Below are 25,379 nucleotides of genomic sequence, written 5' to 3' on the forward strand. Positions count from 1 at the left end.
ACCCACCCGGATCGGGCGCGGGCCGACCGTAACGTGACCACCCCCGCGCACGGGTGCGTTCGCACCCGTGTCGCGTGCGTCCTGCGGCACGATGTCGACCATGACCCGGTTGACCGCGTTCACGCACGGCTCGCTCCGGTTCGACGTCCTCGACGCCGGCCCGGCGGACGCCGACGACACCGTGCTGCTGCTGCACGGCTTCCCGCAGACCTCGGCCTCGTGGGAGCCCGTCGCCGCGCGCCTGCACGAGGCCGGGCTGCGCACGCTGGCCCCGGACCAGCGCGGCTACTCCCCCGGGGCCCGACCCACCGGTCGGCGCGCCTACCGCGTCGAGCACCTCGTGGACGACGCCGCGGCCCTCGTCGAGTCGTCCGGCGCCGGATCGGTGCACGTGGTCGGCCACGACTGGGGCGCGGTCGTCGCCTGGGCCCTCGCTGCCCACCGACCGGAGCTGGTCCGCACCGTGACGGGGGTGTCGGTGCCCCACCCGGCCGCGTTCCTGCGAGCGATGTACGCCGGCCCGCAGCTGCCGCACTCCTGGTACATGGTCGCGTTCCAGCTGCCGTGGCTGCCGGAGCGCCTGCTCGCCGACGAGACCCGCTTCGCCGCGATCCTGCGACGCACGGGCGCGTCCCGCGAGCAGGCCGCCCGGGACGCCGCCGCCATCTCGCCGGCGCCGACCGGCCCGCTGAACTGGTACCGCGCGCTCCCGCTCGCCGCACCCGGCTACACCGGCCGTCCGGTGCAGCGGCCGTCCCTGCAGGTGTGGAGCGACGGCGACGGCTTCATCACCCGCGCCGCCGTCGAGAACAACGAGCGGTTCGTCCACGCCCCCTACCGCCTCGTCGTGCTCTCCGGGGTCTCGCACTGGATCCCGGACGAGGCCCCCGACGAGCTCGCCGAGCTCGTCGTCGAGCACGTGCGGGGCTAGATCGCCTCGAGCTCCGCCAGGGCGGTGTCGAGGTGGCCGAGCAGACGCTGCAGGTGCGGCACCGCGCGCGGGCAGCCCGTGAGGCCGAAGGCCATCTCGTCGGCGTAGCGCAGGAGCGTGACGTTGAGGGCCTGCCCGTCGGCGACCATCGAGACCGGGTAGTTGTCGGTCACCTCGGCGCCGTCGAAGTACTGCTTCTCGTCGGTCGAGGGCACGTTCGAGATGATCAGGTTGACGACGGGCCGCGGCGGCATCGGCAGCATCCGCAGCGTCGGGAGGGCCGCGAGGCCCATCGTCGCCACGTTGAGCGCCACCGACGTCACGGGGTCGAGCGAGCGCAGGGCGGCCTTGCCCTGCGTCATGGAGGCGTGGACCTTGGCCAGCCGCGCGGCGGGGTCGGCGAGGTCGGTGCCCAGCACGCAGTAGACCGAGCCCCAGGAGTTCCCCGAGGTCGCCTCGGCGCGCGTGTCCGTGCCCCGCAGCGACACCGGCACCATCGCCACGAGCGAGCTCGCCGGCAGTTCCCCGAGCTCGTCGAGGTAGGCCCGCAGCGCCCCCGACGACATCGCGAGCCCGACGTCGTTGACGGTCACCCCGTGCCGCTTCGCCACGTCGGCGAGGCGCGCGTACTCCCAGCCCTGACCGGCGAACCGGCGCTGCCCGGAGAGGCGGTCGTTGAACCGGGTGTGCGGGGCCTGGAAGGCGAGCCCGACGTCCCCCGTCGCGACCTGCGCCAGTGCCCTCGCCAGGGCCGGGAGGCCGCCGACGACGCCCCCCGCCATCTCGGCGGCGCCGCGGATCAGGTCGCCGACGGTCCCGCCGCCCTGCTCCCTTCCCGACGACGGGTGGGGCCGGCTCTGCGGGTTGCGCCGCCACGGCGGACGACAGCCGCGGGCGTCAGGGTCGAACGCCAACCCGGAGACGATGTGCCGGCTCAGCGTGATGCCGTCGAACAGCGAGTGGTGCAGCTTGGTGATCAACGCGAAGCGGCCGTCGGCGAGCCCGGTGACCAGCTCGGCCTCCCAGAGCGGGCGGGTGCGGTCGAGCAGGCGGGCGTGCAGCGCCGAGACGTGCTCGAGCAGCTCGCGCACCCGCCCGGGGGCGGGCAGCGCCGTCCGTCGCACGTGCCCCGTGAGGTCGAGGTCCTCGTCGGGCTCCCAGCTCCACGCCCCCGCCGTCGCGAGCGACCGGACGGGCTTGCGGGCGAAGGCGCTCTTCACGTCGGTGGGGTCGACGAGGGTGGCGTACAGCTCGTCGAGCCAGTCCTCGCCGGCGTCCGCCGGGGGCCGGAGGATCTGCAGCGCGGTGACGTGGGTCGGGTTCTCGCGGGACTCGCCGAGGAGGAACAGGGCGTCCTGCGGGGGCACGAGCGTCATGCGCGCGCGGCGAGCGGAGCGACGGGGTTCATGCGAGGGCCCTCCGCGGGGTGTCGACGGTGCGGGTGACGCCGAGGATCGCGTCGACGACGAGGTCGGGGTCGTCCCACATCGGCACGTGGCCGACACCGGGGAGCCGCACGAACTCGGCGTCGGGGACGACCCGGCGCATCGGGGCGCCGAACGCGCGCCAGGGGATCATCCGGTCGTGCTCGGCCCAGGCGATCCGGACCGGGCACGGCAGGTCACGCAGCACCCGCGTGGTCCCGTGCGCGACGGCGGCGTCGAGCAGCGGGAGCAGGACGTCGCACCCCCGGACGTCGGCGATCATGTCCGGCACGAGGTGGGGGCCGACCCGCTCGCCGTGCTCCATGGTCTTGCGCAGCAGGGCCCGGCGCAGGGCCGGGCTCCCGGCGAGCAGGGGCGCGAACGAGGGGCGGGAGACGACCCGCAGCACCCGGAAGGTCCACAGCAGCCGGCGCAGGTCCCAGCCCGAGCGCCACGCCCCGGCGGGTGACAGCGCCACCGCCGACCGGGCCCGGCCGCGGCGGACCAGTTCGATCGCCACCCAGCCGCCGAGCGAGTTCCCGACCACGTGGGCGGTGTCGATGCCCTCCGCGTCGAGCTGGGCGCACACGCCGTCGACCAGCCGGTCGATGGTGAACGGACCGGCCGCGGTGTCCCAGTGCGGGCCACCGCGGTGGCCGGGCATCGTCGGCGCGAACACGCGGTGCTCCCGCTCGAGCGGCGCGAGCACCGGTTCCCAGCAGCGCCAGGACACCGAGGCGCCGTGCAGCAGGACCAGCGGCGAGCCGGCGCCGCCCCGGTGGGCGTCGCTGATCCCGGAAGTGATCACACCGCACCGGCCGTGGCGTAGCGCTCCCGCAGCCGGCCCTTGACGAGCTTGCCGGTCGGGGTGCGCGGCAGGTCGTCGTCGAACACGAGTCGACGCGGCACCTTGTAGCCGGCGATGCGCCCGCGCAGGTGCGCGAGGAGCTCCTCGGCCAGGTCGTCCGACGGCTCGCCCTCGGGGGTCACCACCGCGAGCACCGACTCGCCCATGTCGTCGTCGGGCACCCCCACGACGGCCACGTCGAGCACGCGCGGGTGCAGCGCCAGCGCGTCCTCGATCTCCTGCGGGTAGATGTTCACGCCGCCCGAGATGATCATGAAGCTCTTGCGGTCGGTGAGGTAGAGGAAGCCCTCCTCGTCGACGCGCCCCAGGTCGCCCGTCGTCGTCCAGGTGGGGTGCTCGGGGTGCTGCGCGGACCGCGTCTTCTCGTCGTCGTTGTGGTAGGCGAACGGGACCTCGTCGCGCTCGAAGTAGACGGTGCCGACGTCGCCGGTCGGCACCTCGCGGCCCTCGTCGTCGCAGATGTGGACGACGCCGAGCGCCGCGCGGCCGACCGACCCCGGGTGCTCGAGCCACGCGGCGGAGTCGATGAGCGTGACGCCGTTGGCCTCGGTGGAGGCGTAGTACTCCTGCAGCACCGGGCCCCACCAGTCGATCATCGCGCGCTTGACGTCGACCGGGCACGGCGCGGCCGCGTGCACCGCGACCCGGATGCTCGAGACGTCGTACCGGTCGCGGGTCCGGGCGGGGAGCTTGAGCATCCGGACGAACATCGTCGGGACGAACTGCCCGTGGGTCACGCGGTGGCGCTCGATCGCCGCGAGGGCGGCCTCGGGGTCGAAGCGCTGCATCATCACGACGGTGCCGCCGGTGGACTGGATCATCCCGCAGTAGCGCAGCGGCGCCGCGTGGTAGACCGGCGCCGGGGACAGGTAGACGGTGTCCTCGCCGAACCCGTAGAGCCGGCCGAACACCGCGAGCATGAGGTCGCCGGGCTCGTCGACCTGCCGGTCGGGCAGCGGCGGCTTGATGCCCTTGGGCCGTCCCGTGGTGCCGGACGAGTAGAGCATGTCGGTGCCGCGGGGCTGGTCGGACAGCGGCTCCGCGGAGGTGGCGGCGAGCAGCGCCGCCCCGTCGGCGTACCCGTCGAGGGCGTCACCCAAGGAGATCCGGTGCTCGACCCCCGGCGTGCGGTCGACGAGCGCGACGGCGAGCTCGCGGAGCGCCGGCCGCTGCCCCGCGACCACGAGCACGCGGGCACCGCAGTCGGAGACGATGTAGGCGGCCTCGTCGGGCGCGAGGTGGTGGTTGATCGCCGTGATGTAGAGGCCGGAGCGCTGCGCGGCCCAGTAGACGACGAAGGCCCAGGGCGTGTTGTCGGCGAGCATGGCGACGACGTCGCCGCGGCGCAGCCCCTGGTCGCGCAGGGCCCGGGCGAGGCGGGTCGACTCGCGGTCGAGCTCGGCGTAGGTCAGCGTCTCGCCGGTCTCGGCGACGACGACGGCGGGCCGCTCCGGGCTGGAGGCGGCGTAGGTCCCGGGAAACACGCAGGTCCTCCTAGAAGATCTTCCGGAGCAGCTTCTTCGTCGACTCCGCGTAGGGCGGGTAGACCAGCGACGGGTCGGGCCAGGTGGGCTTCACCAGCGTCGGACGGCGGTGGCTCAGGGCCTCGAAGCCCCACCTGCCGTGGTAGGCGCCCGACCCGCTGCGTCCGATGCCGCCGAAGGGCAGCTGCGGCACGAGCACGTGGAACATGGTGTGGTTCGCGACGATGCCGCCGGTGGCGATGCGGTCGCGCACGGCGGCGATCGTCGCGCGGGTGCGACTGAAGACGTAGGTCGCGAGCGGGCGCGGGCGGGCCTCGACGAAGGCCAGCGCCTCGTCCACGGAGTCGACGGTGAGCACCGGCAGGACCGGGCCGAAGATCTCCTCGCGCATGAGCGGCGAGTCCGGGTCGGGGTCGCGCACCACGGTGAGGTCGACACCGGGCCCCGCGAGATCGCCCGCCCCCGCCGTCGTCACCGTGGTGTCCCCGCCGAGCACCACCGTGCCGCCGTGGCCGGTGAGCAGCCCGCGGACGCGGTCGCCGTGGCGGTCGTCGACCACCCGCATCGCCAGATCGCCCTCCCGCATCTCCCGGGCCGCGGCGGTGAACTCCGCGACGAAGGTGTCGGCGACCTCGCGGTGGACCAGGACGTAGTCGGGTGCGACGCAGGTCTGGCCGGAGTTCATGAGCTTCGTCCAGGCGACCCGGCGGGCGGCGACCGCGACGTCGGCGGAGGCGTCGACGATCGTCGGGCTCTTGCCGCCCAGCTCGAGGGTGACCGGGACGAGCAGGCGGCCTGCGGCCTCGGCCACCTTCGCGCCCACCTCGGGGCTGCCGGTGAAGAAGACGTGGTCGACGCCGGCGGCGATGAGCTCCTGGGTCTCGGCGGGCCCGCCCTGCACCACCGTGACGGCCTGCGGATCGAGGTAGCGGGGCACGAGCCGGGCGAGGGCCTCGGCCGTGTGCGGGGCGTACTCGCTGGGCTTGAGCACCGCGGTGTCACCGGCGGCGAGGGCCGCGACCAGCGGGGCGAGCGTCAGGTAGACGGGGTAGTTCCACGGCCCGACGATCGCGACGACGCCGACCGGCTCCGGGCGCCAGAGCCCCACCGCGGGCGCGACGCCCACGGGGACGCCGGTGACGCGGGGCCGGGCCCACCAGCCGAGGTACCGGCGCGCGTACCGGGACTCCGCGGCGGTCGAGGAGAGGTCGGCCAGCCAGGCGTCGACCGCGGGGCGGCCGAGGTCGGCGGCGAGGGCGGCCACCAGCTCGTCCTCGGCCTCGGTGAGCAGACGTTCGAGCGCGGACAGCTGGCCGCGACGCCAGGCGAGCGACCGGGTGCGGCCCGAGTCGAACGCCGCGCGGGCGGCGGCGACCGCCTCGGCGACCGGGGTCGACGACGGGGCGTGCGCGACGGACATCGGCGTCCTCTCCGGAAGATCACGTGAGTGCCGACACAACGTATAGTAGGTTATGGTCGCGGAACAAGAGCGCGACCGTCCGAGAGAGGCCACCGCCATGGCTCGTCCGGCCTCCCCCGAGACCTTCTTCGCCGCCGCGATGGGCCTGCTCGCGGGGCCCGGCCTCCCCGCCCTGCGGATCGGCCGCCTCTGCCGCGAGGTCGGCGTCACCAGCGGCAGCTTCTACCACCACTTCGAGAACTGGGACGCCTTCGTCGGCGCGCTGCTCGAGCACTGGGCGGGCGAGGAGGTCGACCGGATCCTGGTCCTGGTCCGCCGCGAGCCCGACCCCGTCGAGCGCGTGCACCTGATGAAGCGGCTCGCCCTCACCGTCCCGCACGCCGCGGAGACCGCGATCCGCCGCTGGGCCGGCACCGACGCGGTGGTCGCCGCGGCGCAGCAGCGGGTGGACGACCGCCGCCGCGAGGCCCTGCGCGAGGTCCTCGGCCCGCTCCTCGACGACGACGGCCTCGTCGCGATCCTCGCCGAGGTCGGCCTGAGCCTGCTCGTCGGTCACCAGCAGCTGCACCACTCGGGGCCGCCGGTCGACCTCGCCGCCCAGCTCGACCAGTTCGAGACGCTCGTGCGCACCCACGCGATCGCCCACTTCGACCGCCGCGTGTCGGCGGACTGATCCGTCCCGGGAGGACCCGATGCCGCAACCCACCCCACTCGGAGACCTCGTCGTCGCGATCACCGGCGGTGCCCGCGGCATCGGCCTGGCGACCACCCGCGCGCTCGTCGCCCGGGGCGCCCGGGTGGCGATCGGCGACCTCGACGCCGACCTCACGGCGCGCGTCGCCGCGGAGGTCGACCCCACCGGCACGCGCGTGGTGGGGCTGCCCCTCGACGTCGCCGACCGCGCGTCCTTCGCCGCGTTCCTCGACGCCGCCGCATCGGCCCTCGGTCCCGTCGACGTCCTGGTGAACAACGCCGGGATCATGCCGCTCGGCCCGCTGGTCGACGAGCCCGACGAGCGCACCCGACGCATCGTCGACGTGAACCTGCACGGGGTGCTGCACGGCATCAAGACCGCGGTCCCGACGATGCTCGCGCGGGGCCACGGGCACGTGGTCAACGTGTCCTCGGCGGTCGGCCGGGTCGCGCTGTCCGGCGCCGCCACCTACAGCGCGACCAAGTACGCCGTGATCGGGCTGACCGAGGCGCTGCGCTCCGAGCTCGAGGGCACGGGGGTCCACGCGTCGGTCGTCGTCCCGATGATCGTGTCCACCGAGCTCGGGTCGGGCCTGGGCACGGTGCGCGGGCAGCGGACGGTGACGGCCGAGGAGGTGGCCGACGCGATCGTCTCGGTGATCGTCCGGCCCCGCTTCGAGACCTGGGTGCCCGCCACCGGCCGCCCGCTCTACGTGGCCATGACGCTGATGCCGCGACTCGTCCGCGACACCGTGAGCCGGGTCCTGGGCGCGACCGGGGTCCTCGCGAACGCCGACACCCACGCGCGCTCGGCCTACGACGCGCGCGTCGGCGCCTGATCGCCCGGGGCCCTACCGGTCGAGCCGGATCGGCAACGACTTCACGGCGTTGACGAAGTTGCTCGTCAGCCGGGAGGGCTCCCCGACCTCGAAGTCCGGCGCCACGGTGAGCAGGCGGCGCCAGATCTCGCGCAGCTGGGTGCGGGCCAGCATGTTGCCCATGCAGAAGTGCGGCCCGCCGCCCCCGAAGCCCTGGTGGGGGTTCGGGTCGCGACCGACGTCGAAGCGCAGCGGGTCGGTGAACACGTCGGTGTCGCGGTTGCCCGACTCGTAGAACATGACGACCTTGTCGCCGGCGGCGATCCGCTGCCCGCGGATCTCGGTGTCCTGCGTCGCCGTGCGGCGGAACGTCAGCACCGGCGAGGCCCAGCGCACCATCTCCTCGACCGCGGTCGGCATCAGCCCGTCGAGGTCGTCGAGGAGCCGCCGGCGCTCGTCGCGGAACTCGGTGAGGGCGACCGCGGAGTGGGCGATCGTGTTCCGGGTGGTGTCGTTGCCGGCCACCGAGAGCAGCACGAAGAACGCGCCGATCTCCTCGTCGGTCAGCCGCTGACCGTCGACCTCGGCCTGCACCAGGCTGGTCATGAGGTCGTCGCGCGGTTCCGCCCGACGCTCCTCGGCGATCTGCAGCCCGGGCCCGAGCAGCGCGAACATCGCCTTGCCCATGAGCTCCAGCGGGTCGTCGACGCCGTGCGCGGCCCGCACCTCGGCGTCGTTCGCGGAGACCAGCAGGTCGGCCGCCTCGGCCAGGTCGCTCTGCGCCTCGACGGGCAGGCCCATCATGTCGTAGATCATCGCCATCGGGAGGCGTCGGCAGACCAGCTGCACGAAGTCGCCGTCGGAGTGCTCGAGCAGCTCGTCGACGATGGTCGCGGCGCGCGACGCGATCGTGTCCTCGAGCTTCGCGATCCGCTTCGGCGTGAACGCCGAGCCGACGATCTTGCGCAGCTGGGTGTGTCGCGGGGAGTCCATCGCGAGGAAGGACTGGCTGGCCTCCAGCAGCTCGGGAGGGGCGTCCTGGAACTGCACGCCCTGCCCCGAGCAGAACAGCTTCGGGTTCTTCGAGACCGACGCGATGTCCTCGTGTCGGGTCAGGGCCCAGAAGCCCCCCTCGCTCTCCGGCCGGCCCATCACGCCCTCGGGCGCGGGATGCCAGGAGACCGGCCGCTCGCGCCGCAGCACGGCGAACGTCTCCTCACGCTCGGCGGTGGAGCGCGACCAGAAGTCGAGCGACGACAGGTCCAGCTCGTCGTACCCACGCTCGTCGGGGGCGATGGTCATGGTCGTGTCTCCTCGCGGCGCGACGGTGCGCCCCCGCCGCGCCGTGCCGGCGGTCGCGGCGGGGGTGCGGGCGGTCAGTCCTGCAGCGAGAGCGCCTCGGTCGGACAGGCCTCGCAGGCCTGCCGGATCTCGTCCTCGCGACCCTCGGGCACCTCGGTGAGGTGCAGGGTGAGCGAGCCGTCGTCCTCGACCTCGAAGACGTCCGGGGCGATCGACTCGCACATCCCGAGCCCGCTGCACCTGTCGTAGTCCACGGCGATCTTCATGGGGTGGTGGTCCCTCCGTTCGTGACGACGACGTCGGTCGCGACCGTAACATGTATTACGCTACGGGAGCGAGCGGCGTCACATCCCGGCCCTGTACCCACGGTGCGCGCCGGTGAGGCCGGCCGGGTCGCGCGGGGCTCGCCGCGACGAACGACCCGCCGTCAGGAACCCTCGCCGCCGTACTGCGCCCGCAGGTCCTTCTTGAGGATCTTGCCCGTGGCGTTGCGCGGGAGGCTCTCGACGACGTCGACCGAGCGGGGCCGCTTGAAGCCGGCGATGCGCTCCTTCGTCCACGCGACGAGCTCGTCCGGGTCGATCGTCTGCCCCTCGGCCGCGACGACGACGGCCTTGACCTCCTCGCCCCACTTCTCGTGCGGGACACCGATCACGGCGACGTCGGCGACGGCCGGGTGCTGGGCGACGACGTTCTCGACCTCGATGGGGTACACGTTCTCCGCGCCCGTGACGATCATGTCCTTGATGCGGTCGGTGAGGAACAGGTAGCCCTCCTCGTCGAGGTAGCCGCCGTCACCGGTGCGCAGCCAGCGGTCGGGGGTCAGCGCCTTCTCCGTCTCCTCCGGGCGCTGCCAGTAACCCGAGGTCACCTGCGAGGAGCGGATGTACACCTCACCGATCTCGTGCGGGCCGACCTCCTGGCCGTCGACGACGATCTTGAGCTCCACCCACGGGTAGGCCTTGCCGGCCGAGCGCATGAGGTGGGCGCGGGGACCGTCCGGGTCGTGGTCCTCGGGGTCGAGCTGGGTGATCGCCCCGGTGGTCTCGGTGGCGCCGTAGACCTGGAACAGCGGTGCGGAGAAGGTCGCGAGCACCTTGTTCAGCACCGCGCCGGTGATCGGCGATGCCCCGTAGGCGACCGCGCGCAGGCGCGACCAGTCGCGGTCGGCCGCCCCGGGCACCGCGCACAGCATCTGCAGCACCGCCGGGACGAGGAAGGCGTTGGAGACGCGCTCGCGCTCCATGGTGTCGAGCAGCTGGTCGGGGACGATGTCGGCGACCAGCACCACGCGGGCCCCGAAGGACAGGCAGACGAGCGCGAACCCGGACCCGCCGATGTGGAACAGCGGCATCGCGCACAGGCCGACCGAGTCGTCGTCGAACCCCCAGTGGCCGCCGACCTCGAGCAGCGCCGCGAAGTTGCCGTGCGAGAGCAGCACGCCCTTGGCCCGGCCGGTGGTCCCCGAGGTGTAGAGCTGGAGGACGGCGTCGTCGTCCTGCGCGTCCCCGGCCGGCTCCACCCGCTCGGTCAGCCCGTCGACCCACTGCTCGTAGTCCTCGCCGACGACGAGCACCGTCGGGCCGGTCAGCTTGTCCCGCAGGCCCGCGAACTCCGGACCGAGCACCACCAGCCCCGCCTCGGCGTCCGCGACGAGGTCGATGAGCTCGGCCGGGGTCAGACGCAGGTTCAGGGGCGCGACGGCGGCCCGGACCGCGGCCGCCCCGAAGAGCAGCTCGAAGAACGGCGTCGCGTTCTTGCCGATCCACACCACGCGGGCGCACGCCCCGAGCCCGAGCGCCCGCAGCCCGCCCGCGACCCGCGCGGACCGCTCCTCGAGCTCGGTGTAGGTCAGGTGCGCCTCGCCGGCGGTCAGGGCGACGCGGTCCCCGTGGTCCCGGGCGTGGTCGCGCACGACGTCGGTGAGGCGGAACGGGGCGGACGCGGTCACGACGACTCCTCGGATCACGGATACGGACGAATCGGGTGGCCGGTGACGGCCGACACACCGCGTGCGGCACCGTAACCGTCGTGCGTCACGAGCCGGAAGAGTCAGGCTTGACTGTTACCGCCCGGTCCGGGGACGCTGTGCCCGGACGGCAGGCCCTGAGAGGAGCACGCTCGTGGAGCGCACGATCTTCACCGACGAACACCAGGCGTTCCGGGAGATGGTGCGCGACTTCCTGGAGAAGGAGGTCGCGCCCCACCACGAACAGTGGGAGGCCGACGGGCACGTCAGCCGGGACGTCTGGCTGCAGGCGGGCAAGACCGGCCTGCTCGGGCTCGACGTCGAGGAGCGCTTCGGCGGCGGTGGCTCGGACGACCTGACGTTCCTGTGGATCCTGTCCGAGGAGATCGCCCGCGGCGGCTACTCCGGTCTCGGGTTCCCGCTGGCCAACGACGTCGTGACGCCCTACCTCACCGAGCTCACCACCGAGGAGCAGAAGGAGCGCTGGCTCCCGCGGTTCTGCTCGGGCGAGATGATCACCGCCATCGCGATGACGGAGCCCGGCACCGGCTCCGACCTGCAGGGCATCCAGACCCGCGCGGTCCGCGACGGCGACGAGTGGGTCATCAACGGGGCCAAGACCTTCATCACCAACGGCATCCTGTCCGACCTGGTGATCGTGGTCTGCAAGACCGATCCCGACGCCGGGTCGAAGGGCTTCTCGCTGATCGCGGTCGAGCGCGACACCCCCGGCTTCGAGCGGGGCCGCAACCTCGACAAGATCGGCATGAAGGCGCAGGACACCGCGGAGCTGTCGTTCACCGACTGCCGGGTGCCCGCGTCGAACCTCCTCGGCGAGGAGGGGCAGGGCTTCATCTACCTCATGCAGAACCTGCCGCGGGAGCGGCTCTCGATCGCCATCGCCTCGACGGCGGGCGCGGAGAAGGTCCTCGAGGACACGATCACCTACGTCAAGGAGCGCAAGGCCTTCGGCCGGCCGATCTCCTCGCTGCAGAACACGCGCTTCACGGTCGCCGAGCTCACGACGAAGCTCGCCGTCACCCGCGCCTTCGTCGACCGGTGCATCACCGAGCTCAACGCGAAGCGTCTCGGCCCGGCCGAGGCGTCGATGGCGAAGTACTGGGCGTCGGAGACCGCCAAGGAGGTCATCGACCAGTGCCTGCAGCTGCACGGCGGGTACGGCTACATGCGCGAGTACCCGGTGGCCAAGGCGTTCATGGACAACCGCGTCCAGACCATCTACGGCGGCACCACCGAGATCATGAAGGAGATCATCGGTCGGATCGTGCTGGCCTGACGATCCTCGCGCACCGGGAAAGGGAGCAGCAGTGAAGATCGGGATGAGCCTCGCCTACAGCGGCGAGGGGTTCCGCGAGACCGTCGACCAGCTCGTCGAGCTGGAGAAGGCGGGCCTCGACGCGGTCGCGGTCCGCGAGGCGTACACCTTCGACGCCATCAGCCAGCTCGGCTACATCGCGGCCCGCACCGAGAACCTCGAGCTGGCCAGCGGGATCATCCAGATCTACACGCGCACCCCGTCGCTGACGGCGATGACGGCGGCCGGCCTGGACTACGTCTCGGACGGCCGCTTCACCCTCGGCATCGGGGCGAGCGGCCCGCAGGTCATCGAGGGCTTCCACGGCGTGCGCTACGACGCCCCCCTCGGGCGCACCCGCGAGATCGTCGACATCTGCCGGCAGGTGTGGCGCCGCGAGAAGGTCCAGCACTCCGGGAAGCACTACGAGGTGCCGCTCGCCCCGGAGAAGGGCACGGGCCTGGGCAAGCCGCTCAAGCTGATCAACCACCCGGTGCGCGCGGACATCCCGATCCTGCTCGCCGCGCTCGGGCCGAAGAACGTGGCGCTGGCCGCCGAGCTCGTGCAGGTGTGGGAGCCGCTGTTCTTCCACCCGGGCAAGGCGCACGAGGTCTGGGGCGAGTCGCTCGAGACGGGGAAGGCGAAGCGGGCCCCGGAGCTCGGCCCGCTCGGCATCTCCACCGCGGTCGGCCTCGCGATCGGGCCGGGTGCGGGCGAGATGCTGCAGTACGTCAAGCCGACCGTCGCGCTCTACGTCGGCGGCATGGGCGCGAAGGACCAGAACTTCTACAACCAGCTCATGCAGCGCTACGGCTACCTCGACGAGGCCGAGGAGATCCAGAACCTGTACCTCGCCGGGAAGAAGGACGAGGCGGCCGCGGCGGTGCCCGACGAGCTGGTCCACGCCATCTCGCTGGTCGGCAGCGAGGACGAGGTGGCCACGCAGCTCAAGCAGTTCGCCGAGGCCGGGGTCACGCAGCTCAACATCATGCCGCTGAACCCCGACCACGAGACCGTGAAGGCGCAGCTGGAGACGCTCAAGTCGCTGGTCTGAGCGCCGTAACTCCTTGGCAGGACGTCGTTGCTGTCATCCGATGACAGCAACGACGTCCTGTCACCTCAGTGGTGGTCAGGCCGACCAGTGCGGGTCGCGGCCGGAGACCGCGACGAGCCGGTCGAGCGCCGGGGCGTCGTCGGCCACCGGCACGCGTGGCGCGAAGGGCTTCCCCTCACCCTGGTAGTCGTCGGTGAGCATCATCGGCGCGAACCCCAGCGACGCCTCGAGCCCCTCCTCGTCCGGTGCCCACGGGCGACCGAGGGCGACGGCGAGGTCCCAGCCGTGCACCTGGTACTCCCAGAGGATCATCGACAGCGCCATCTCGCCGGGCATGGCCGCCTCGCCGAGGGCCAGCGGGCGCTGCGCCGCCCCGTCCGCGAGGGCCTTGTCGAGCGTCGTCGCGGCGGCCCGGATCGCCTCGGCCCGGTCGCCGGCCACCGGCGTCGGACCGGCGAGTGCCCGGCCCTGCGGGTCGGCGTAGCCGGTCGCGAACGTCGTCGACCACCCGACGACGTGGTCGGCCAGCGCCGCGACGTCGAACTCGGTGCAGGGGGTCGGGGCGTGCCACCGGTCGTCGCCGACGCCGTCGACGAGGTCCGCGAGTGCCACGAGGACGGTGTTGACGTGGCTCCTGGTGTCGGTCATGCCGACGAGACTGCCGGGCGGAGCCGCCGTCGGGATTGAACTTCCGCGACATCGGGGGGAGGACGTCGGAGGGGAGGACACTGCCCGCATGACCGGTCCGGCGCCCGTCGCCCGCGACAGCCGCGGCATCCTCGACCCCTGGCTGCTGCAGCAACGGGTGGCGTTCACCCGCCACGCGGTCCCGCCCGCGCTCGCGGGGGTCGTCGACTTCGTGTGGGCGGTGCGGTGGTCGTTGCCCCCGGGTGGGAACCACCGTCAGGAGGTGCTGCCGCACCCGTCGGCCAACCTGTCGGTCGGCACGCCGGACGCCCGCACGGGCCGGACGGCGCCGGAGGCCCTCCTCAACGGCGTGTACCTCGACCTGGTCGACCGGGAACTCGCCGGGACCGGGTGGACGGTCGCGGCGAAGTCGACGGTCGGGGGCTTCGGGGCGTTCGTCGACGACGTCTCGACCCTGCGCGACCGGGTGGTCGAGGTCGACACCGTCCCCGGGCTCGGGGCGTCGACGCTGCTCGCGGCCATGGGCCCGGACTCCGACGACGCCGCGGCCGCGGAGCCCGCGCGGGTCGCGGTGCTCCTCGCCGCCCTGGAGGGTGCGCTGGCCCGGGCGGACCCGGACCGCGTCGAACAGGCCCGGGAGGTCGCCGCCGTCGCGCGGCTGGCCGAGACCGACCGGGAGGTACGGCGCCTCGACGACCTCGCCGCGCGCTCCGGCGTCGGCCCGCGCAGTCTCCAGCGGTCCTTCGCCCGGTGCGCGGGCGTGTCCCCGACGTGGGTCATCCGGCGCTACCGCCTGCTCGAGGCCGCGGAGGCGGTCCGGGACGGCGCCCGGGTCAGCTGGACCGAGGTGGCCGGGGCGCTGGGCTACGCCGACCAGGCCCACCTCGTCCGCGACTTCCGGGCGGCCCTGGGCCGCACGCCCGAGGCCTACGCGCGGTCGGTCCGTCGGGACCGGGCGTAGCTCAGAGCAGCAGGACCCGGCACATCTGCTTCCACTGCGCCACGTGGGGGTCGGTCGCGGCCTCGCGGGGGTCGAACCCGTAGGTCAGGGCGACACCGCGCATGCCGGTCAGGAGCATCTCGCGCACCATCGGGTAGTTCTCGTGCTCGACGTACGCCTCGAACACCGCGTCCAGCGTCTGCCGGATCGCCGCCCCGAGCCGACGCTCGGCGGGCAGCAGGGCCGCCGCGAGGGCGGGGTCGGTGCGGGCCGCCGTCCACAGTTCGGTCGAGGCCCAGAAGTAGGGCTCCTGGTAGGTCGCCCACATGACGTCGACGATGCGGTCGAGGCGGGCGCCCGGGTCGTCGGCCCGGTCGGGCAGCTCGGCCGAGGCCAGCCCGTCGGAGGCGAACCGGGTGGCGGCGAGGTGCTGGGCGGCCGCGACGAGGAGCGTCTCCTTCGACGGGAAGTGGTGCAGCAGCCGGCCGCGGGAGACCCCGGCCCGCGCCTGGATCGTCAACGTGGTCGTCCCCGCGTAGCCCGACTCGACCAGGCACGCGACCGCGGCGTCGAGGATCCGCAGGCGGCTGTCGGAGGTGCGCTGCTCGCGCGAGCGGCGGACCGTGGCCCCGCGGCGCGCGCCCGGCTCGGCGGCGCCCGACGACGACGTCGCGGCGCTCGCCCCGTTCCCTGCAGCCATGCGGTCCTCCCCTCGGGTGCCCGGCAGCGACGAATCGTCGCCGACCGTACGCCTGACGGTCAACGTTGACCGTCAGTGCGGCGTGGCGGGCCCTGCCCGGTGGAGGCGCCCTTCCTCCGATCCCTACTCGCCGGTAACGTCACCACCGACCCCGTTGACACCTGCCACAAACAGTCCATCATGACTGTCAGGAGCACGGAGCTTTCCCGGTGCTCGACGCCGTACGAAGGGACACCACCCGTGACCGAGGCATTCATCTACGACGCCATCCGCACCCCGCGCGGACGGGGGAAGGCGACCGGGTCCCTGCACTCGGTCAAGCCCGTCTCGCTGGTCGTCGGCCTGCTCGACGAGCTCAAGGCGCGCAACCCCCAGATGGACGTCGAGCAGGTCGAGGACGTCGTCCTCGGCTGCGTCTCGCCGGTCGGGGACCAGGGCGGCGACATCGCCAAGACCGCGACCATCGCCGCGGGCTACCCCGACACCACCGGCGGCGTCCAGCTCAACCGCTTCTGCGCCTCCGGCCTCGAGGCCGTCAACCAGGTCGCCGCGCGGGTCGCCTCCGGCTGGGAGGACCTGCTCATCGGCGGCGGCGTCGAGTCGATGTCCCGCGTCCCGATGGCCTCCGACGGCGGCCCCTGGGCCATGGACCCGGAGACCAACTTCACGACCGGCTTCGCCCCGCAGGGCATCGGCGCCGACCTCATCGCCACCCTCGAGGGCTTCTCGCGCGAGGACGTCGACGCCTACGCGCTCGAGTCGCAGACCCGCGCCGCGAAGTCCTGGGCCGACGGCGCCTTCGACCGCTCGATCGTGCCGGTCAAGGACCGGAACGGCCTGACGATCCTCGACCACGACGAGCACATGCGCGAGACGACGATGGAGGGCCTCTCGGGCCTCAAGCCGTCGTTCGCGGGCATCGGCGAGATGGGCGGCTTCGACGCCGTCGCGCTGCAGAAGTACCACTGGGTCGAGCAGATCAACCACGTGCACCACGGCGGCAACTCGTCGGGCATCGTCGACGGCGCCGCGCTCGTGCTGGTCGGCAGCGAGGAGGCCGGCAAGAAGAACGGCCTCACCCCGCGGGCCCGCGTGGTCGCGACCGCCGTCTCCGGCGCCGACCCGACGATCATGCTGACCGGCCCGACGCCCGCCTGCCACAAGGTGCTCGCGAAGGCCGGCCTCACGGTCGACGACATCGACCTGCTCGAGATCAACGAGGCGTTCGCCGCCGTGCCGATGAAGCTCATGAAGGACCTGAACTTCCCGCACGAGCGCACCAACGTCATGGGTGGCGCCATCGCCCTCGGCCACCCGCTCGGGGCCACGGGCGCGATGATCATGGGCACCATGGTCGACGAGCTCGAGCGCCGCGACCTGCGCCGCGCCCTCGTCACGCTGTGCATCGGCGGCGGCATGGGTGTCGCCACCATCATCGAGCGCGTCTGATCCCGCCCCACCACCTCGTAGCGAAGGAGCACGAAGAGCAGTGAGCGACAACATGTTCCGGTGGGAGCAGGACGGCGACGGCATCGTCACGCTGACGATGGACGACCCGGACGCCTCGGCGAACACCATGAACGCCCGGTTCGGCACCGACCTCGAGGCCACCCTCGGGCGCCTCGAGGCCGAGAAGGACGCCATCGCGGGCGTCGTGCTGACGAGCGCGAAGAAGACCTTCTTCGCCGGCGGCAACCTCGAGGACCTGCGCAACTACGGGCCCTCGGAGGCGCAGAAGGCCTACGACCAGTCGCAGGCCATCAAGACCGCGCTGCGCCGACTGGAGACCTTCGGCAAGCCCGTCGTCGCGGCGATCAACGGCGCCGCGCTCGGCGGCGGCCTCGAGATCGCCCTCGCGACCCACCACCGCATCGCCCTGGACGCCAAGGGATCCAAGATCGGGCTCCCCGAGGTCAGCCTCGGCCTGCTGCCCGGTGGCGGCGGCGTCGTGCGCACCGTGCGTCTGCTCGGTATCGCCGACGCCCTGCTGCAGGTCCTGCTGCAGGGTCAGCAGCGCAACCCGCGGGCGGCGCAGGAGGTCGGCCTCGTCCACGAGGTCGTCGACACCCCCGAGGACCTCATCGCGAAGTCCAAGGAGTGGATCCGGGCCAACCCCGAGGCCGTGCAGCCCTGGGACGTCAAGGGCTACAAGATCCCCGGCGGCACGCCGTCGGTGCCGAAGTTCGCGGCGAACCTGCCCGCGTTCCCGGCCAACCTGCGCAAGCAGCTCAAGAACGCCCCGATGCCGGCGCCGTACAACATCATGTGCGCCGCGGTCGAGGGGTCGCAGGTCGACATCGACAACGCCGCCAAGATCGAGTCGCGCTACTTCGCCGACCTCGTCGTCGGGCAGGTCTCGACGAACATGATCAACGCGTTCTTCTTCGACCTGCAGGCCATCAACAAGGGCGGCTCCCGCCCGGACGGCTACGAGAAGCACTCCGCCCGCAAGGTGGTCGTGCTCGGCGCCGGGATGATGGGCGCGGGCATCGCGTACTCGTGCGCGGTGGCGGGCATCGAGGTCGTCCTCAAGGACGTCGCCCTGGCCAACGCCGAGAAGGGCAAGGACTACTCGAAGAAGATCCTCGACAAGGCCGTCTCGCGGGGCAAGCAGACCCAGGAGAAGGCCGACGCGATCCTCGCCCGGATCACGCCGACCGAGAAGCCCGAGGACGCGCAGGGCGCCGACCTCGTCATCGAGGCCGTCTTCGAGAGCCCCGACCTCAAGAAGAAGGTCTTCGCGGAGATCATGCCGCACCTGGCCCCCGACGCGGTGCTGGGCTCGAACACCTCGACCCTGCCGATCACCGACCTCGCCACCGGGGTCGAGCGGCCCGAGGACTTCGTGGGCCTGCACTTCTTCTCGCCGGTCGACAAGATGCCGCTCCTCGAGATCATCGCCGGTGAGAAGACCTCCGACGCCACCCTGGCGAAGGCCGTCGACATCGCGCTGCAGATCCGCAAGACCCCGATCGTCGTCTCCGACTCCCGCGGGTTCTTCACCAGCCGCGTCATCGGCACGTTCCTCAACGAGGCCATCGCCATGCTGGGCGAGGGCGCGTCGCCGGCGGCCATCGAGCAGGCCGGCTCGCAGACGGGCTACCCCGCCCCGCCGCTGCAGCTGATGGACGAGCTGACCCTCACGCTGCCGCAGAAGATCCGCCAGGAGACCCGCAAGGGTGTCGAGGCAGCCGGCGGCGTCTTGGACGAGCACCCCTCGGAGCCGATCGTCGACAGGATGGTCGAGCTCGGGCGCAAGGGCCGCTCGTCGGGTGCCGGGTTCTACGACTACGACGAGTCCGGCAAGCGCACCAAGCTGTGGCCGGGCCTGCAGGACGAGTTCCACGGCGCCACGGACTCGGACGGCCTGCCGTTCGAGGACATGAAGGAGCGGATGCTCTTCGCCGAGGCCCTCGAGACGGTGAAGTGCTTCGACGAGGGTGTGCTGCACACCATCGCCGACGCCAACATCGGTTCGATCATGGGCATCGGCTTCCCGGCCTGGACCGGCGGCGTCGCGCAGTACATCGACGGCTACCCGGGCGGCCTGCCCGGCTTCGTCGAGCGCGCACGCATCCTGGCCAAGGGCTACGGCGACCGGTTCAACCCGCCGGCGTCGCTGGTCGAGAAGGCGGAGAAGGGCCAGAACTTCCGCGACTCGATCGGCTGATCGGAGCAACCCCGGTCTGAGCGAACGGCACTCTCGCGCACGTAGATGCTGCGAGGGTGCCGTTCGTTCGTTCCGGGACAGGACACTTCCGGTCAGGACTGACTGTCAACTAGGGTGCGGGCCATGGGTGTCCTGGACGGCGTCAAGGTGATCGAGGTGGCCGGCATCGGACCCGGCCCGTTCGCGGCGATGGTGCTCGCGGATCTCGGCGCCGACGTACTGCGCATCGACCGCACCAAGGCCGGGGGGCTGCAGCTCGGCGACCCGGCCAAGGACGTCCTGAACCGCAGCCGCCGCTCCGTCGCGCTCGACCTCAAGTCGCCCGAGGCGGTCGAGGTGCTGCTCGACCTGGTCGCCGAGGCCGACGTCCTGCTCGAGGGATTCCGCCCGGGGGTCGCGGAGCGCCTCGGGATCGGCCCGGAGGTCTGCCGGGAGCGCAACCCGCGCCTGGTCTACGGGCGGATGACCGGGTGGGGCCAGGACGGCCCGCAGGCACCCCGCGCGGGACACGACCTCACCTACCTCGCGACCGCGGGCGTCGTCGGGCACATGGAGGGTCCGGCGGGCGCGCCGGCCATCCCCATGAACCTCGTCGGCGACTTCGGCGGCGGCGGCATGCTCCTCGTGGTCGGGGTGCTCGGCGCGTTGGTGGAGCGGGCGACGAGCGGACTCGGGCAGGTCGTCGACGCGGCGATCGTCGACGGCGGCGCCCTGCAGATGGCCATGATCTACGGCATGCGCGCGCAGGGCCTGTGGCCGGCCGGGCGCGGGCGGAACCTGCTCGACGGCGGCGCCCCCTTCTACGAGACCTACCGCTGCGCCGATGACAAGTACGTCGCCGTCGGGGCCATCGAGCCGCAGTTCTACGCCGCCCTGATGACGGGGCTCGGGCTCGACGGCGAGGACATCGCGACGAACCAGTGGGACATCTCCCGGTGGCCCGAGTTCGCCGCGCGCCTGACCGAGGTGTTCGGCACCCGCACCCGCGACGAGTGGGCCGCCGACCTCGAGCCCACCGAGGCCTGCGTGGCCGCCGTGCTGGAGATGGAGGAGGCCGCCGAGCACCCGCACATCGCGGCTCGCGGCACCATCACCGAGGCGTTCGGGGTCCGCCAGCCCGCCCCCGCGCCGCGCTTCGACCGGACACCCAGCGCCGCCCCGACCGTCCCGCCGCTCCCCGGCCAGCACACGGTCGAGGCGCTCACCGGGTGGGGCCTGGACCCCGACCGCGTCGAGAAGCTGCGGGCGGCCGGCGTCGTCGCTCAGACCTGATCGTCTCGCCGGGCGGGACCGGCGCTCGGGATGGCACGATTCCCCGCGACCGACGACGACGGGGGCGACGTGATCACACCGAGGACACTCGCTCGGGCCCTGACGAACGTGCGGGACCGTGTGCTCGAGGGCCCGCTCGCCGACCTCCGCCGGATGCCCCGCGTCGCGATCGACACGGGGCCGGCCGACCCGGACGCGTGGGCCGTCGGGCGTGCCCACGGCCTCGCCCGGGCCGGCCAGGTCAGCACCTACCGCTACGCGGTGCACCCCACCGCGCGGCTGCGCGGGGCGCCGGTGCTGCTGGTCTCGCCGCTCGGGGCGTGCGGGGTGGCCTTCGACCTGCGTCGCGGCTGCAGCCTCGTGGAGCACCTCGTCGGCGAGGGGCGCCACGTCCACCAGGTCGACGACGAGGACGTGATCGGGCACGACACGCCGGTCCCCGCCTCGCCGGCCGACCTCGCGCGCTGGGTCGACGACATCCTCCCGCACGTCGTGCGCACGGTGTCCGCGCACCACGACGGCGCTCCGGTCCACGTCGTGGGCTGGTCGATCGGCGGTCTGGCCACCCTGCTCACCGCGGCGGAGGACCCGGGCCTGCCGATCGCGTCGGTGACCGCGATCGCCACGCCGTTCGCCCTCGAGCAGGTGCCGGAGCGGGTGCCGGTCCGTCCGCTCGCGCTCGCCGCCGGCGGCCCGGTGCTCGCCACGGCCCAGACGCTGCTCGGGCTGCTGCCGAGCCCGCCCGGCGTCCCCGAGGCCCTGACCCTCGCCTCGGTGGGCACGTTCCTGACGACGCCGTTGACGGTCCTCTCGCACCTCGCCGACCGGGACTTCCTCGCCCAGCTCGAGGCCATCGACGACGTCCGGGCCATCCTCGGCGCGCAGGCCGGCCTCGTCGGCTCGTCCTTCCACGCGATGGTCGACGGTCGGGAGCTCACCTCCGGCCGCGTCCGCGTCGGCGGGCACGAGATCGACCTCGGTGGGCTCGAGCGCCCGGTGCTGCTCGTCGCCGGGGAGGACGACACGGTGGCGCCCCCGCGGTCGGTCCGGGCCGGCTCCACGGTCCTCGCCTCGGCGGACGTCTCCCTCATGACGGCCCCCGGCGGCCACCTGGGGGTGCTGTGCGGACGGGCGTCGCGGGACCGGCTCTGGCCCGCGTTGTGCGCCTTCCTCGACCGCCACGACCCACCCGTCCCCATCGAGTCCGGGCTGCCGTCACGGCGGCCACGCCGGGCGTCCCGGCGGCCGCTGCCCGCCGTCGGGAGGACCCGGTCGGAACCGGCGTCGGACCCCACTCCCGACCCGGCGCCCGAACCCCCGACGGCGGGAACCCGGACGCCACGTCGGTCACGCCCCGCACCCAAACGGGCCACGCGCACCCGCGGCGGGGATCGCTGACCCCTCGTCTACGCTCCGGATCGTGGTCACCCTCCGCGAGGCCCGTCGCGACAAGGGCTGGTCGCAGACGGCGGCGGTGGCCCGGCTCCGGGCCCTCGCCGAGGCGGGCCGGGTGGACGTCGCGTCGGCCGCCAGCCTGAAGACGCAGCTCTCGCGCTGGGAGAACGGCACGGTGCCCGAGGAGCCGTACCGGACGCTGCTCGCGGAGCTCTACGAGCGCGACCTCGCCGACCTCGGCATCGACGTCACCCCGCACTGGGAGCGCAGCCACGAGATCCCGGCGCTGCTCGTGGAGATCCGCGACGAGCTGCGCGCCATCCGGGAACTGCTGCAGGACCGCTGACGCACGGACGCCCGCCCGGACCGTGGTCCGGACGGGCGTCCGTGGGTGGTGTGCGACTCAGGAGCGACGACGCTCGACGGAGTGCAGCGGAGGGTGATCGTCGTCGTCGGAGGCGAGCAGCAGGCTCAGCGCTCCGACCGAGAGCGTTCCCAGGGCGACGACGGCCTCCGAGGTGAGGTCCAGGACGTCGGCGAGCGGGCGCAGCGGTGCGGTCAACAGGGTCACGCCTCGGTGCCTCCTACGCGAGTGCGGTGGCCGGCGGACGGTCGCTGTCCGCCGCGGACGTCCCCCATCCTGTCGGACGGGTGACCCTCGACCAATGGCGGCGGACAGAGTTCACACCCGTGTTTCACCGAGTTGCGACGACCGGGCGCATCGGAGCGACGAACGGAGCAACTCGTCCGGTCAGCGGTAACCCCCGGGTTCCGGACGGCGGCTGCCCAGGGCCGGTCCGTAGCGTCGGGGCCATGCGCTTCCGCACGCTCGGTTCCAGCGACCTCCAGGTGTCCGAAATCTCCCTCGGGTCCTGGCTGACCTACTCCGGCGGGGTGGAGGCCGACGCCACGGCGGCCTGCACCCGCGCCGCCTTCGACGCCGGCATCACCTTCTTCGACACCGCGAACGTCTACGGCCGCGGCGCCGCCGAGACCGCGTGGGGGGAGATCCTCGCCGACTACCCCCGCGCCGAGTACGTGCTCGCCACCAAGGTCTACTTCCCGATGTCGGACTCCGACTCCGGGCTCTCGCCCGCGCAGATCGCCAAGCAGATCGACGCGTCGCTGCAGCGGCTGCGCACCGACCACGTCGACCTCTACCAGTGCCACCGCTTCGACTCCCGCGTCCCGATCGAGGACACGATGGAGGCGCTGGCCGAGGTCGTGCGGGCCGGGAAGGCCCGTTACCTCGGCTTCAGCGAGTGGACCCCCGACCAGATCCGGGCCGGGCTCGAGGCCGCGCCCGACGACGTCACCTTCGTCTCGTCCCAGCCGCAGTACTCGATGCTCTGGCGCTCGCCCGAGGACGGCGTGTTCCAGACCTCGCAGGAGAACGGGATCTCCCAGATCGTCTGGTCCCCGCTCGCCGAGGGCGTGCTCACCGGCAAGTACCTGCCGGGCGAGGACGTGCCGGTCGACTCGCGGGCGGCCTCCGACGAGATGAACGGCTTCATCAAGCAGAAGCTGACCGACCGCACGCTCGAGGCCGTGCAGCGGCTGCGTCCGGTCGCCGAGGGCGCCGGGCTGTCCATGGCCGAGCTCGCGCTGGCGTGGGTGCTCCGCCGTCCGGAGCTCGCCTCGGCCATCGTCGGCGCGTCCCGCCCCGAGCAGGTGCACGCCAACGCGAAGGCCACCGGCATCGAGCTGTCCTCCGACACCCTCGCCGCCGTCGACGAGGCCCTCGGCGACGTGCCGGTGACGAGCCTGCAGCTGGGCCCGGGCGCGTCGGCGGACATCACGCACCGGTCCTGATCCCACCCGTCCCGTGGCAGGAAAGCGTCGTTGCTGTCATCGCACGACAGCAACGACGCTTTCCTGCCATCGGGGTCGGCCCGGCACCGGCGGACGACCCGAGCCCCACCCCGCGCGGCCGGAAGCAGTCAGCGGGGCATCCGCCGCCACACCGCGGCCGGGAGGACCCGCATGACGGCGGCGAGCAGACGCAGCCGGCCCGGCACCCAGATCACGTCGCGACCCTGCGCCAGCCCGTCGGCGACGGCGTCCGCCACCTGCGCGGGGGTCGAGGACAGCGGTGCGGGTGACAGGCCGCTGTCCGCGGTCATCCGGCCGACGACGAAGCCGGGCCGCACCACCGTCAGGTGCACGCCCGATCCGCGCAGGGCGTCCGCGAGGCCCGTCGCGAACCCGTCCAGACCGGCCTTGGCCGAGCCGTAGACGTAGTTGGCCCGCCGCACCCGCCAGCCCGCGATCGACGAGAACACGACGATCTCGCCCGCCCCACGCTCGCGCATCCGGGCCGCGACCCGCGTCAGGACGCCGACCTGCGCGGCGTAGTCGGTGTGCACCACCGCGAGGGCGTGCTCGGCGTCGGTCTCGGCGCGCTGCTGGTCGCCGAGCACCCCGAAGGCGACCACCACGACGTCCGGCGCGCCGTACTCCCGCTCGACCTGCTCGAGGACCGCCGCGTGCCCGGCGACGTCGTCCGCGTCGAACTCGACCGTGCCCACCCGCGCCGCACCGAGGGACGCCGCCTCCGCGCCGAGGGAGTCGGCCCGGCGGGCGGCCAGGACGACGGTGGCGGCGCGGCCGTCGGCGACGAGGCGCCGCGCGAGGGCGACCCCGATCTCGCTGCGGCCACCGAGGACGAGGACGGTTCCGGACACGACCGCAGAGCGTCGCAGGACGCGTGCCGGAGGGCCTAGCGTGGGTCCCCCGGACCCCGAGGAGATTCGCGTGAAGCTGGTGACGGCACTGGTGCGGCCGCACGCGCTCGACGGCGTCCGCCGGGCGTGCGAGCGGCTCGCGGTGCTCGGCATGACGATCACCGAGGTCCGGATCCACGAGGTCGGCCACGTCGAGGTGCACAAGGGCGCGCGGATCGCGGCCGACCTCGTGCCCCGGCTGCGCATCGAGACCGTGGTCGACGACGAGGTGGTGGAGCGCCTGATCGACCAGATCCGCGCGAACCTCGGCAACGCGGACGGCCAGCTGTCGGTGCGCCCCGTGGACCTCGTGCTCCGCGTGCGGACCGGGGAACGCGGGCACGACGCGGTCTGAGGGTGGTCCCGGGGACACAGGGGGGCGTGTCCCCGGGACCGAGCCGGCCGCGGGGGGCACGACCGACATAGCGGAGGTTACGCCACGTTTCCGGGCGCCGCCTGTGCGGCTCACTTTAGCACCGACACCGTATTCGACGGACAGCCGGTGCGTCGTGCGGATACGCTGTCCGCCCCGGACACGACAAAGCCCCTGACCGCGAGGCGGTGCAGGGGCTCTGTGTGGCGGGTGAAGGATTCGAACCTTCGAAGCTTTCGCGACGGATTTACAGTCCGCTCCCATTGGCCGCTCGGGCAACCCGCCGGGATGCCGTCTCGCCGACGGCGACGAGAAGACTACAAGCCGGTGCACCCCTGGGGCGCACCCGGGGGGTGGGTGTAGACCGGACCCGACCCGCC

Annotated in this window: 24 protein-coding genes and 1 tRNA gene; 13 read left to right on the forward strand and 12 right to left on the reverse strand. The window is 73.0% G+C overall.

The features are described 5' to 3' along the window. Window positions 1-100 precede the first annotated feature (100 nt). Window positions 101-931 carry an alpha/beta fold hydrolase gene (locus QSK00_RS02335; protein WP_285587020.1) on the forward strand — a complete coding sequence of 277 codons (831 nt, stop codon included), beginning with the start codon at window positions 101-103 and terminating at the stop codon, window positions 929-931. Here QSK00_RS02335 and QSK00_RS02340 read toward each other — a convergent pair. Genes QSK00_RS02340 through QSK00_RS02355 form a run of 4 tightly spaced genes read right to left on the reverse strand, consistent with a single transcriptional unit; the run spans window position 928 to window position 6,127 of the window. Continuing rightward, window positions 928-2,307 (reverse strand): WS/DGAT/MGAT family O-acyltransferase, encoded by a 1,380-nt coding sequence (locus tag QSK00_RS02340; protein ID WP_285587022.1) that lies wholly within the window; start codon window positions 2,305-2,307, stop codon window positions 928-930. The two genes, QSK00_RS02335 and QSK00_RS02340, sit on opposite strands and share 4 nt — an antisense overlap. 28 nt (window positions 2,308-2,335) lie before the next feature. Then, on the reverse strand, window positions 2,336-3,163 hold the full coding sequence (locus QSK00_RS02345) for an alpha/beta fold hydrolase (RefSeq protein ID WP_285587024.1): 828 nt from the start codon (window positions 3,161-3,163) through the stop codon (window positions 2,336-2,338). Further along, entirely contained in the window at window positions 3,160-4,707 is a 1,548-nt protein-coding gene (locus QSK00_RS02350) for an acyl-CoA synthetase (RefSeq protein ID WP_285587026.1), read from the reverse strand. Before QSK00_RS02350 ends, QSK00_RS02345 begins: the two co-directional genes overlap by 4 nt. A gap of 10 nt (window positions 4,708-4,717) precedes the next feature. Then, window positions 4,718-6,127 carry an aldehyde dehydrogenase family protein gene (locus QSK00_RS02355; protein ID WP_285587028.1) on the reverse strand — a complete coding sequence of 470 codons (1,410 nt, stop codon included), beginning with the start codon at window positions 6,125-6,127 and terminating at the stop codon, window positions 4,718-4,720. 97 nt (window positions 6,128-6,224) lie between these two features. Here QSK00_RS02355 and QSK00_RS02360 point away from each other — a divergent pair, with 97 nt between their 5' ends. After that, a complete protein-coding gene (locus tag QSK00_RS02360; protein WP_285587029.1) occupies window positions 6,225-6,800 on the forward strand; it encodes a TetR/AcrR family transcriptional regulator in 576 nt (191 codons plus the stop codon). Window positions 6,801-6,819: 19 nt separating this feature from the next. Further along, window positions 6,820-7,659 carry an SDR family oxidoreductase gene (locus QSK00_RS02365; RefSeq protein WP_285587030.1) on the forward strand — a complete coding sequence of 280 codons (840 nt, stop codon included), beginning with the start codon at window positions 6,820-6,822 and terminating at the stop codon, window positions 7,657-7,659. Between the two features lie 12 nt (window positions 7,660-7,671). Here QSK00_RS02365 and QSK00_RS02370 read toward each other — a convergent pair whose 3' ends face one another. The 3 genes from QSK00_RS02370 to QSK00_RS02380 form a co-directional block, all read right to left on the reverse strand. Continuing rightward, a complete protein-coding gene (locus QSK00_RS02370) occupies window positions 7,672-8,940 on the reverse strand; it encodes a cytochrome P450 (protein ID WP_285587032.1) in 1,269 nt (422 codons plus the stop codon). Window positions 8,941-9,014: 74 nt separating this feature from the next. Next, window positions 9,015-9,206, reverse strand: a complete 192-nt coding sequence (locus QSK00_RS02375) for a ferredoxin (RefSeq protein WP_285587034.1) — start codon at window positions 9,204-9,206, stop codon at window positions 9,015-9,017. A 161-nt stretch (window positions 9,207-9,367) separates the two neighbouring features. Further along, a complete protein-coding gene (locus QSK00_RS02380) occupies window positions 9,368-10,891 on the reverse strand; it encodes a long-chain-fatty-acid--CoA ligase (protein WP_285587036.1) in 1,524 nt (507 codons plus the stop codon). A 172-nt stretch (window positions 10,892-11,063) separates the two neighbouring features. Here QSK00_RS02380 and QSK00_RS02385 point away from each other — a divergent pair, with 172 nt between their 5' ends. Together QSK00_RS02385 and QSK00_RS02390 are read left to right on the forward strand one after the other, a co-directional pair. Continuing rightward, a complete protein-coding gene (locus QSK00_RS02385; protein WP_285587037.1) occupies window positions 11,064-12,206 on the forward strand; it encodes an acyl-CoA dehydrogenase family protein in 1,143 nt (380 codons plus the stop codon). Between the two features lie 31 nt (window positions 12,207-12,237). Next, a complete protein-coding gene (locus QSK00_RS02390) occupies window positions 12,238-13,278 on the forward strand; it encodes an LLM class F420-dependent oxidoreductase (RefSeq protein WP_285587038.1) in 1,041 nt (346 codons plus the stop codon). A 75-nt stretch (window positions 13,279-13,353) separates the two neighbouring features. Here QSK00_RS02390 and QSK00_RS02395 read toward each other — a convergent pair whose 3' ends face one another. Continuing rightward, window positions 13,354-13,926, reverse strand: a complete 573-nt coding sequence (locus tag QSK00_RS02395) for a TIGR03086 family metal-binding protein (RefSeq protein WP_285587040.1) — start codon at window positions 13,924-13,926, stop codon at window positions 13,354-13,356. 88 nt (window positions 13,927-14,014) lie between these two features. Between QSK00_RS02395 and QSK00_RS02400 the strand changes: the two genes are divergently transcribed. Then, entirely contained in the window at window positions 14,015-14,887 is an 873-nt protein-coding gene (locus tag QSK00_RS02400) for a helix-turn-helix domain-containing protein (protein ID WP_285587043.1), read from the forward strand. Between the two features lies 1 nt (window position 14,888). On the opposite strand, the gene QSK00_RS02405 is transcribed toward QSK00_RS02400, so the two are convergent. Further along, window positions 14,889-15,566: a TetR/AcrR family transcriptional regulator gene (locus tag QSK00_RS02405; protein ID WP_285587045.1), complete on the reverse strand. Its 678-nt coding sequence runs from the start codon at window positions 15,564-15,566 to the stop codon at window positions 14,889-14,891. A 240-nt stretch (window positions 15,567-15,806) separates the two neighbouring features. Here QSK00_RS02405 and QSK00_RS02410 point away from each other — a divergent pair, with 240 nt between their 5' ends. From QSK00_RS02410 to QSK00_RS02430, 5 genes are all read left to right on the forward strand, one after another. After that, entirely contained in the window at window positions 15,807-17,015 is a 1,209-nt protein-coding gene (locus QSK00_RS02410) for an acetyl-CoA C-acetyltransferase (RefSeq protein ID WP_285587049.1), read from the forward strand. A gap of 52 nt (window positions 17,016-17,067) precedes the next feature. Next, the gene (locus QSK00_RS02415) at window positions 17,068-19,236 is read left to right on the forward strand and encodes a 3-hydroxyacyl-CoA dehydrogenase NAD-binding domain-containing protein (RefSeq protein WP_285587922.1); all 2,169 of its coding nucleotides are present in this window, start codon (window positions 17,068-17,070) and stop codon (window positions 19,234-19,236) included. A 123-nt stretch (window positions 19,237-19,359) separates the two neighbouring features. Then, the gene (locus QSK00_RS02420) at window positions 19,360-20,508 is read left to right on the forward strand and encodes a CaiB/BaiF CoA transferase family protein (RefSeq protein ID WP_285587054.1); all 1,149 of its coding nucleotides are present in this window, start codon (window positions 19,360-19,362) and stop codon (window positions 20,506-20,508) included. A gap of 30 nt (window positions 20,509-20,538) precedes the next feature. Further along, complete coding sequence (locus QSK00_RS02425) at window positions 20,539-21,906, forward strand: alpha/beta fold hydrolase (RefSeq protein ID WP_285587055.1); 1,368 nt, start codon at window positions 20,539-20,541, stop codon at window positions 21,904-21,906. 22 nt (window positions 21,907-21,928) lie between these two features. Then, on the forward strand, window positions 21,929-22,249 hold the full coding sequence (locus QSK00_RS02430; protein ID WP_285587057.1) for a hypothetical protein: 321 nt from the start codon (window positions 21,929-21,931) through the stop codon (window positions 22,247-22,249). A gap of 57 nt (window positions 22,250-22,306) precedes the next feature. Here the strand turns inward: QSK00_RS02430 and QSK00_RS02435 are convergent, their stop codons facing one another. Beyond that, the gene (locus QSK00_RS02435) at window positions 22,307-22,474 is read right to left on the reverse strand and encodes a hypothetical protein (protein ID WP_285587058.1); all 168 of its coding nucleotides are present in this window, start codon (window positions 22,472-22,474) and stop codon (window positions 22,307-22,309) included. A gap of 242 nt (window positions 22,475-22,716) precedes the next feature. On the opposite strand from QSK00_RS02435, the gene QSK00_RS02440 reads away from it, so the two are divergent. Further along, on the forward strand, window positions 22,717-23,715 hold the full coding sequence (locus tag QSK00_RS02440) for an aldo/keto reductase family protein (RefSeq protein WP_285587059.1): 999 nt from the start codon (window positions 22,717-22,719) through the stop codon (window positions 23,713-23,715). Between the two features lie 128 nt (window positions 23,716-23,843). On the opposite strand, the gene dprE2 is transcribed toward QSK00_RS02440, so the two are convergent. Next, entirely contained in the window at window positions 23,844-24,587 is a 744-nt protein-coding gene (dprE2, locus tag QSK00_RS02445) for a decaprenylphospho-beta-D-erythro-pentofuranosid-2-ulose 2-reductase (protein ID WP_285587061.1), read from the reverse strand. Window positions 24,588-24,657: 70 nt separating this feature from the next. Here dprE2 and QSK00_RS02450 point away from each other — a divergent pair, with 70 nt between their 5' ends. Further along, complete coding sequence (locus QSK00_RS02450) at window positions 24,658-24,981, forward strand: P-II family nitrogen regulator (protein WP_285587063.1); 324 nt, start codon at window positions 24,658-24,660, stop codon at window positions 24,979-24,981. A gap of 222 nt (window positions 24,982-25,203) precedes the next feature. On the opposite strand, the gene QSK00_RS02455 is transcribed toward QSK00_RS02450, so the two are convergent. Further along, window positions 25,204-25,284, reverse strand: a tRNA-Tyr gene (locus QSK00_RS02455). Window positions 25,285-25,379: the final 95 nt, after the last annotated feature.

This window comes from Actinomycetospora sp. NBRC 106378 (genome assembly GCF_030269685.1).
Lineage (GTDB): Bacteria > Actinomycetota > Actinomycetes > Mycobacteriales > Pseudonocardiaceae > Actinomycetospora.

Coding starts and splice junctions, on each gene's coding strand:
- QSK00_RS02400 (WP_285587043.1), top strand. CDS start 14,015: ATGACCGGTCCGGCGCCCGTCGCCCGCGACAGCCGCGGCATCCTCGAC.
- QSK00_RS02405 (WP_285587045.1), bottom strand. CDS start 15,566: ATGGCTGCAGGGAACGGGGCGAGCGCCGCGACGTCGTCGTCGGGCGCC.
- QSK00_RS02365 (WP_285587030.1), top strand. CDS start 6,820: ATGCCGCAACCCACCCCACTCGGAGACCTCGTCGTCGCGATCACCGGC.
- QSK00_RS02360 (WP_285587029.1), top strand. CDS start 6,225: ATGGCTCGTCCGGCCTCCCCCGAGACCTTCTTCGCCGCCGCGATGGGC.
- QSK00_RS02340 (WP_285587022.1), bottom strand. CDS start 2,307: ATGACGCTCGTGCCCCCGCAGGACGCCCTGTTCCTCCTCGGCGAGTCC.
- QSK00_RS02370 (WP_285587032.1), bottom strand. CDS start 8,940: ATGACCATCGCCCCCGACGAGCGTGGGTACGACGAGCTGGACCTGTCG.
- QSK00_RS02335 (WP_285587020.1), top strand. CDS start 101: ATGACCCGGTTGACCGCGTTCACGCACGGCTCGCTCCGGTTCGACGTC.
- QSK00_RS02395 (WP_285587040.1), bottom strand. CDS start 13,926: ATGACCGACACCAGGAGCCACGTCAACACCGTCCTCGTGGCACTCGCG.
- QSK00_RS02415 (WP_285587922.1), top strand. CDS start 17,068: ATGTTCCGGTGGGAGCAGGACGGCGACGGCATCGTCACGCTGACGATG.
- QSK00_RS02440 (WP_285587059.1), top strand. CDS start 22,717: ATGCGCTTCCGCACGCTCGGTTCCAGCGACCTCCAGGTGTCCGAAATC.
- QSK00_RS02425 (WP_285587055.1), top strand. CDS start 20,539: ATGGCACGATTCCCCGCGACCGACGACGACGGGGGCGACGTGATCACA.
- QSK00_RS02375 (WP_285587034.1), bottom strand. CDS start 9,206: ATGAAGATCGCCGTGGACTACGACAGGTGCAGCGGGCTCGGGATGTGC.
- QSK00_RS02355 (WP_285587028.1), bottom strand. CDS start 6,127: ATGTCCGTCGCGCACGCCCCGTCGTCGACCCCGGTCGCCGAGGCGGTC.
- QSK00_RS02420 (WP_285587054.1), top strand. CDS start 19,360: ATGGGTGTCCTGGACGGCGTCAAGGTGATCGAGGTGGCCGGCATCGGA.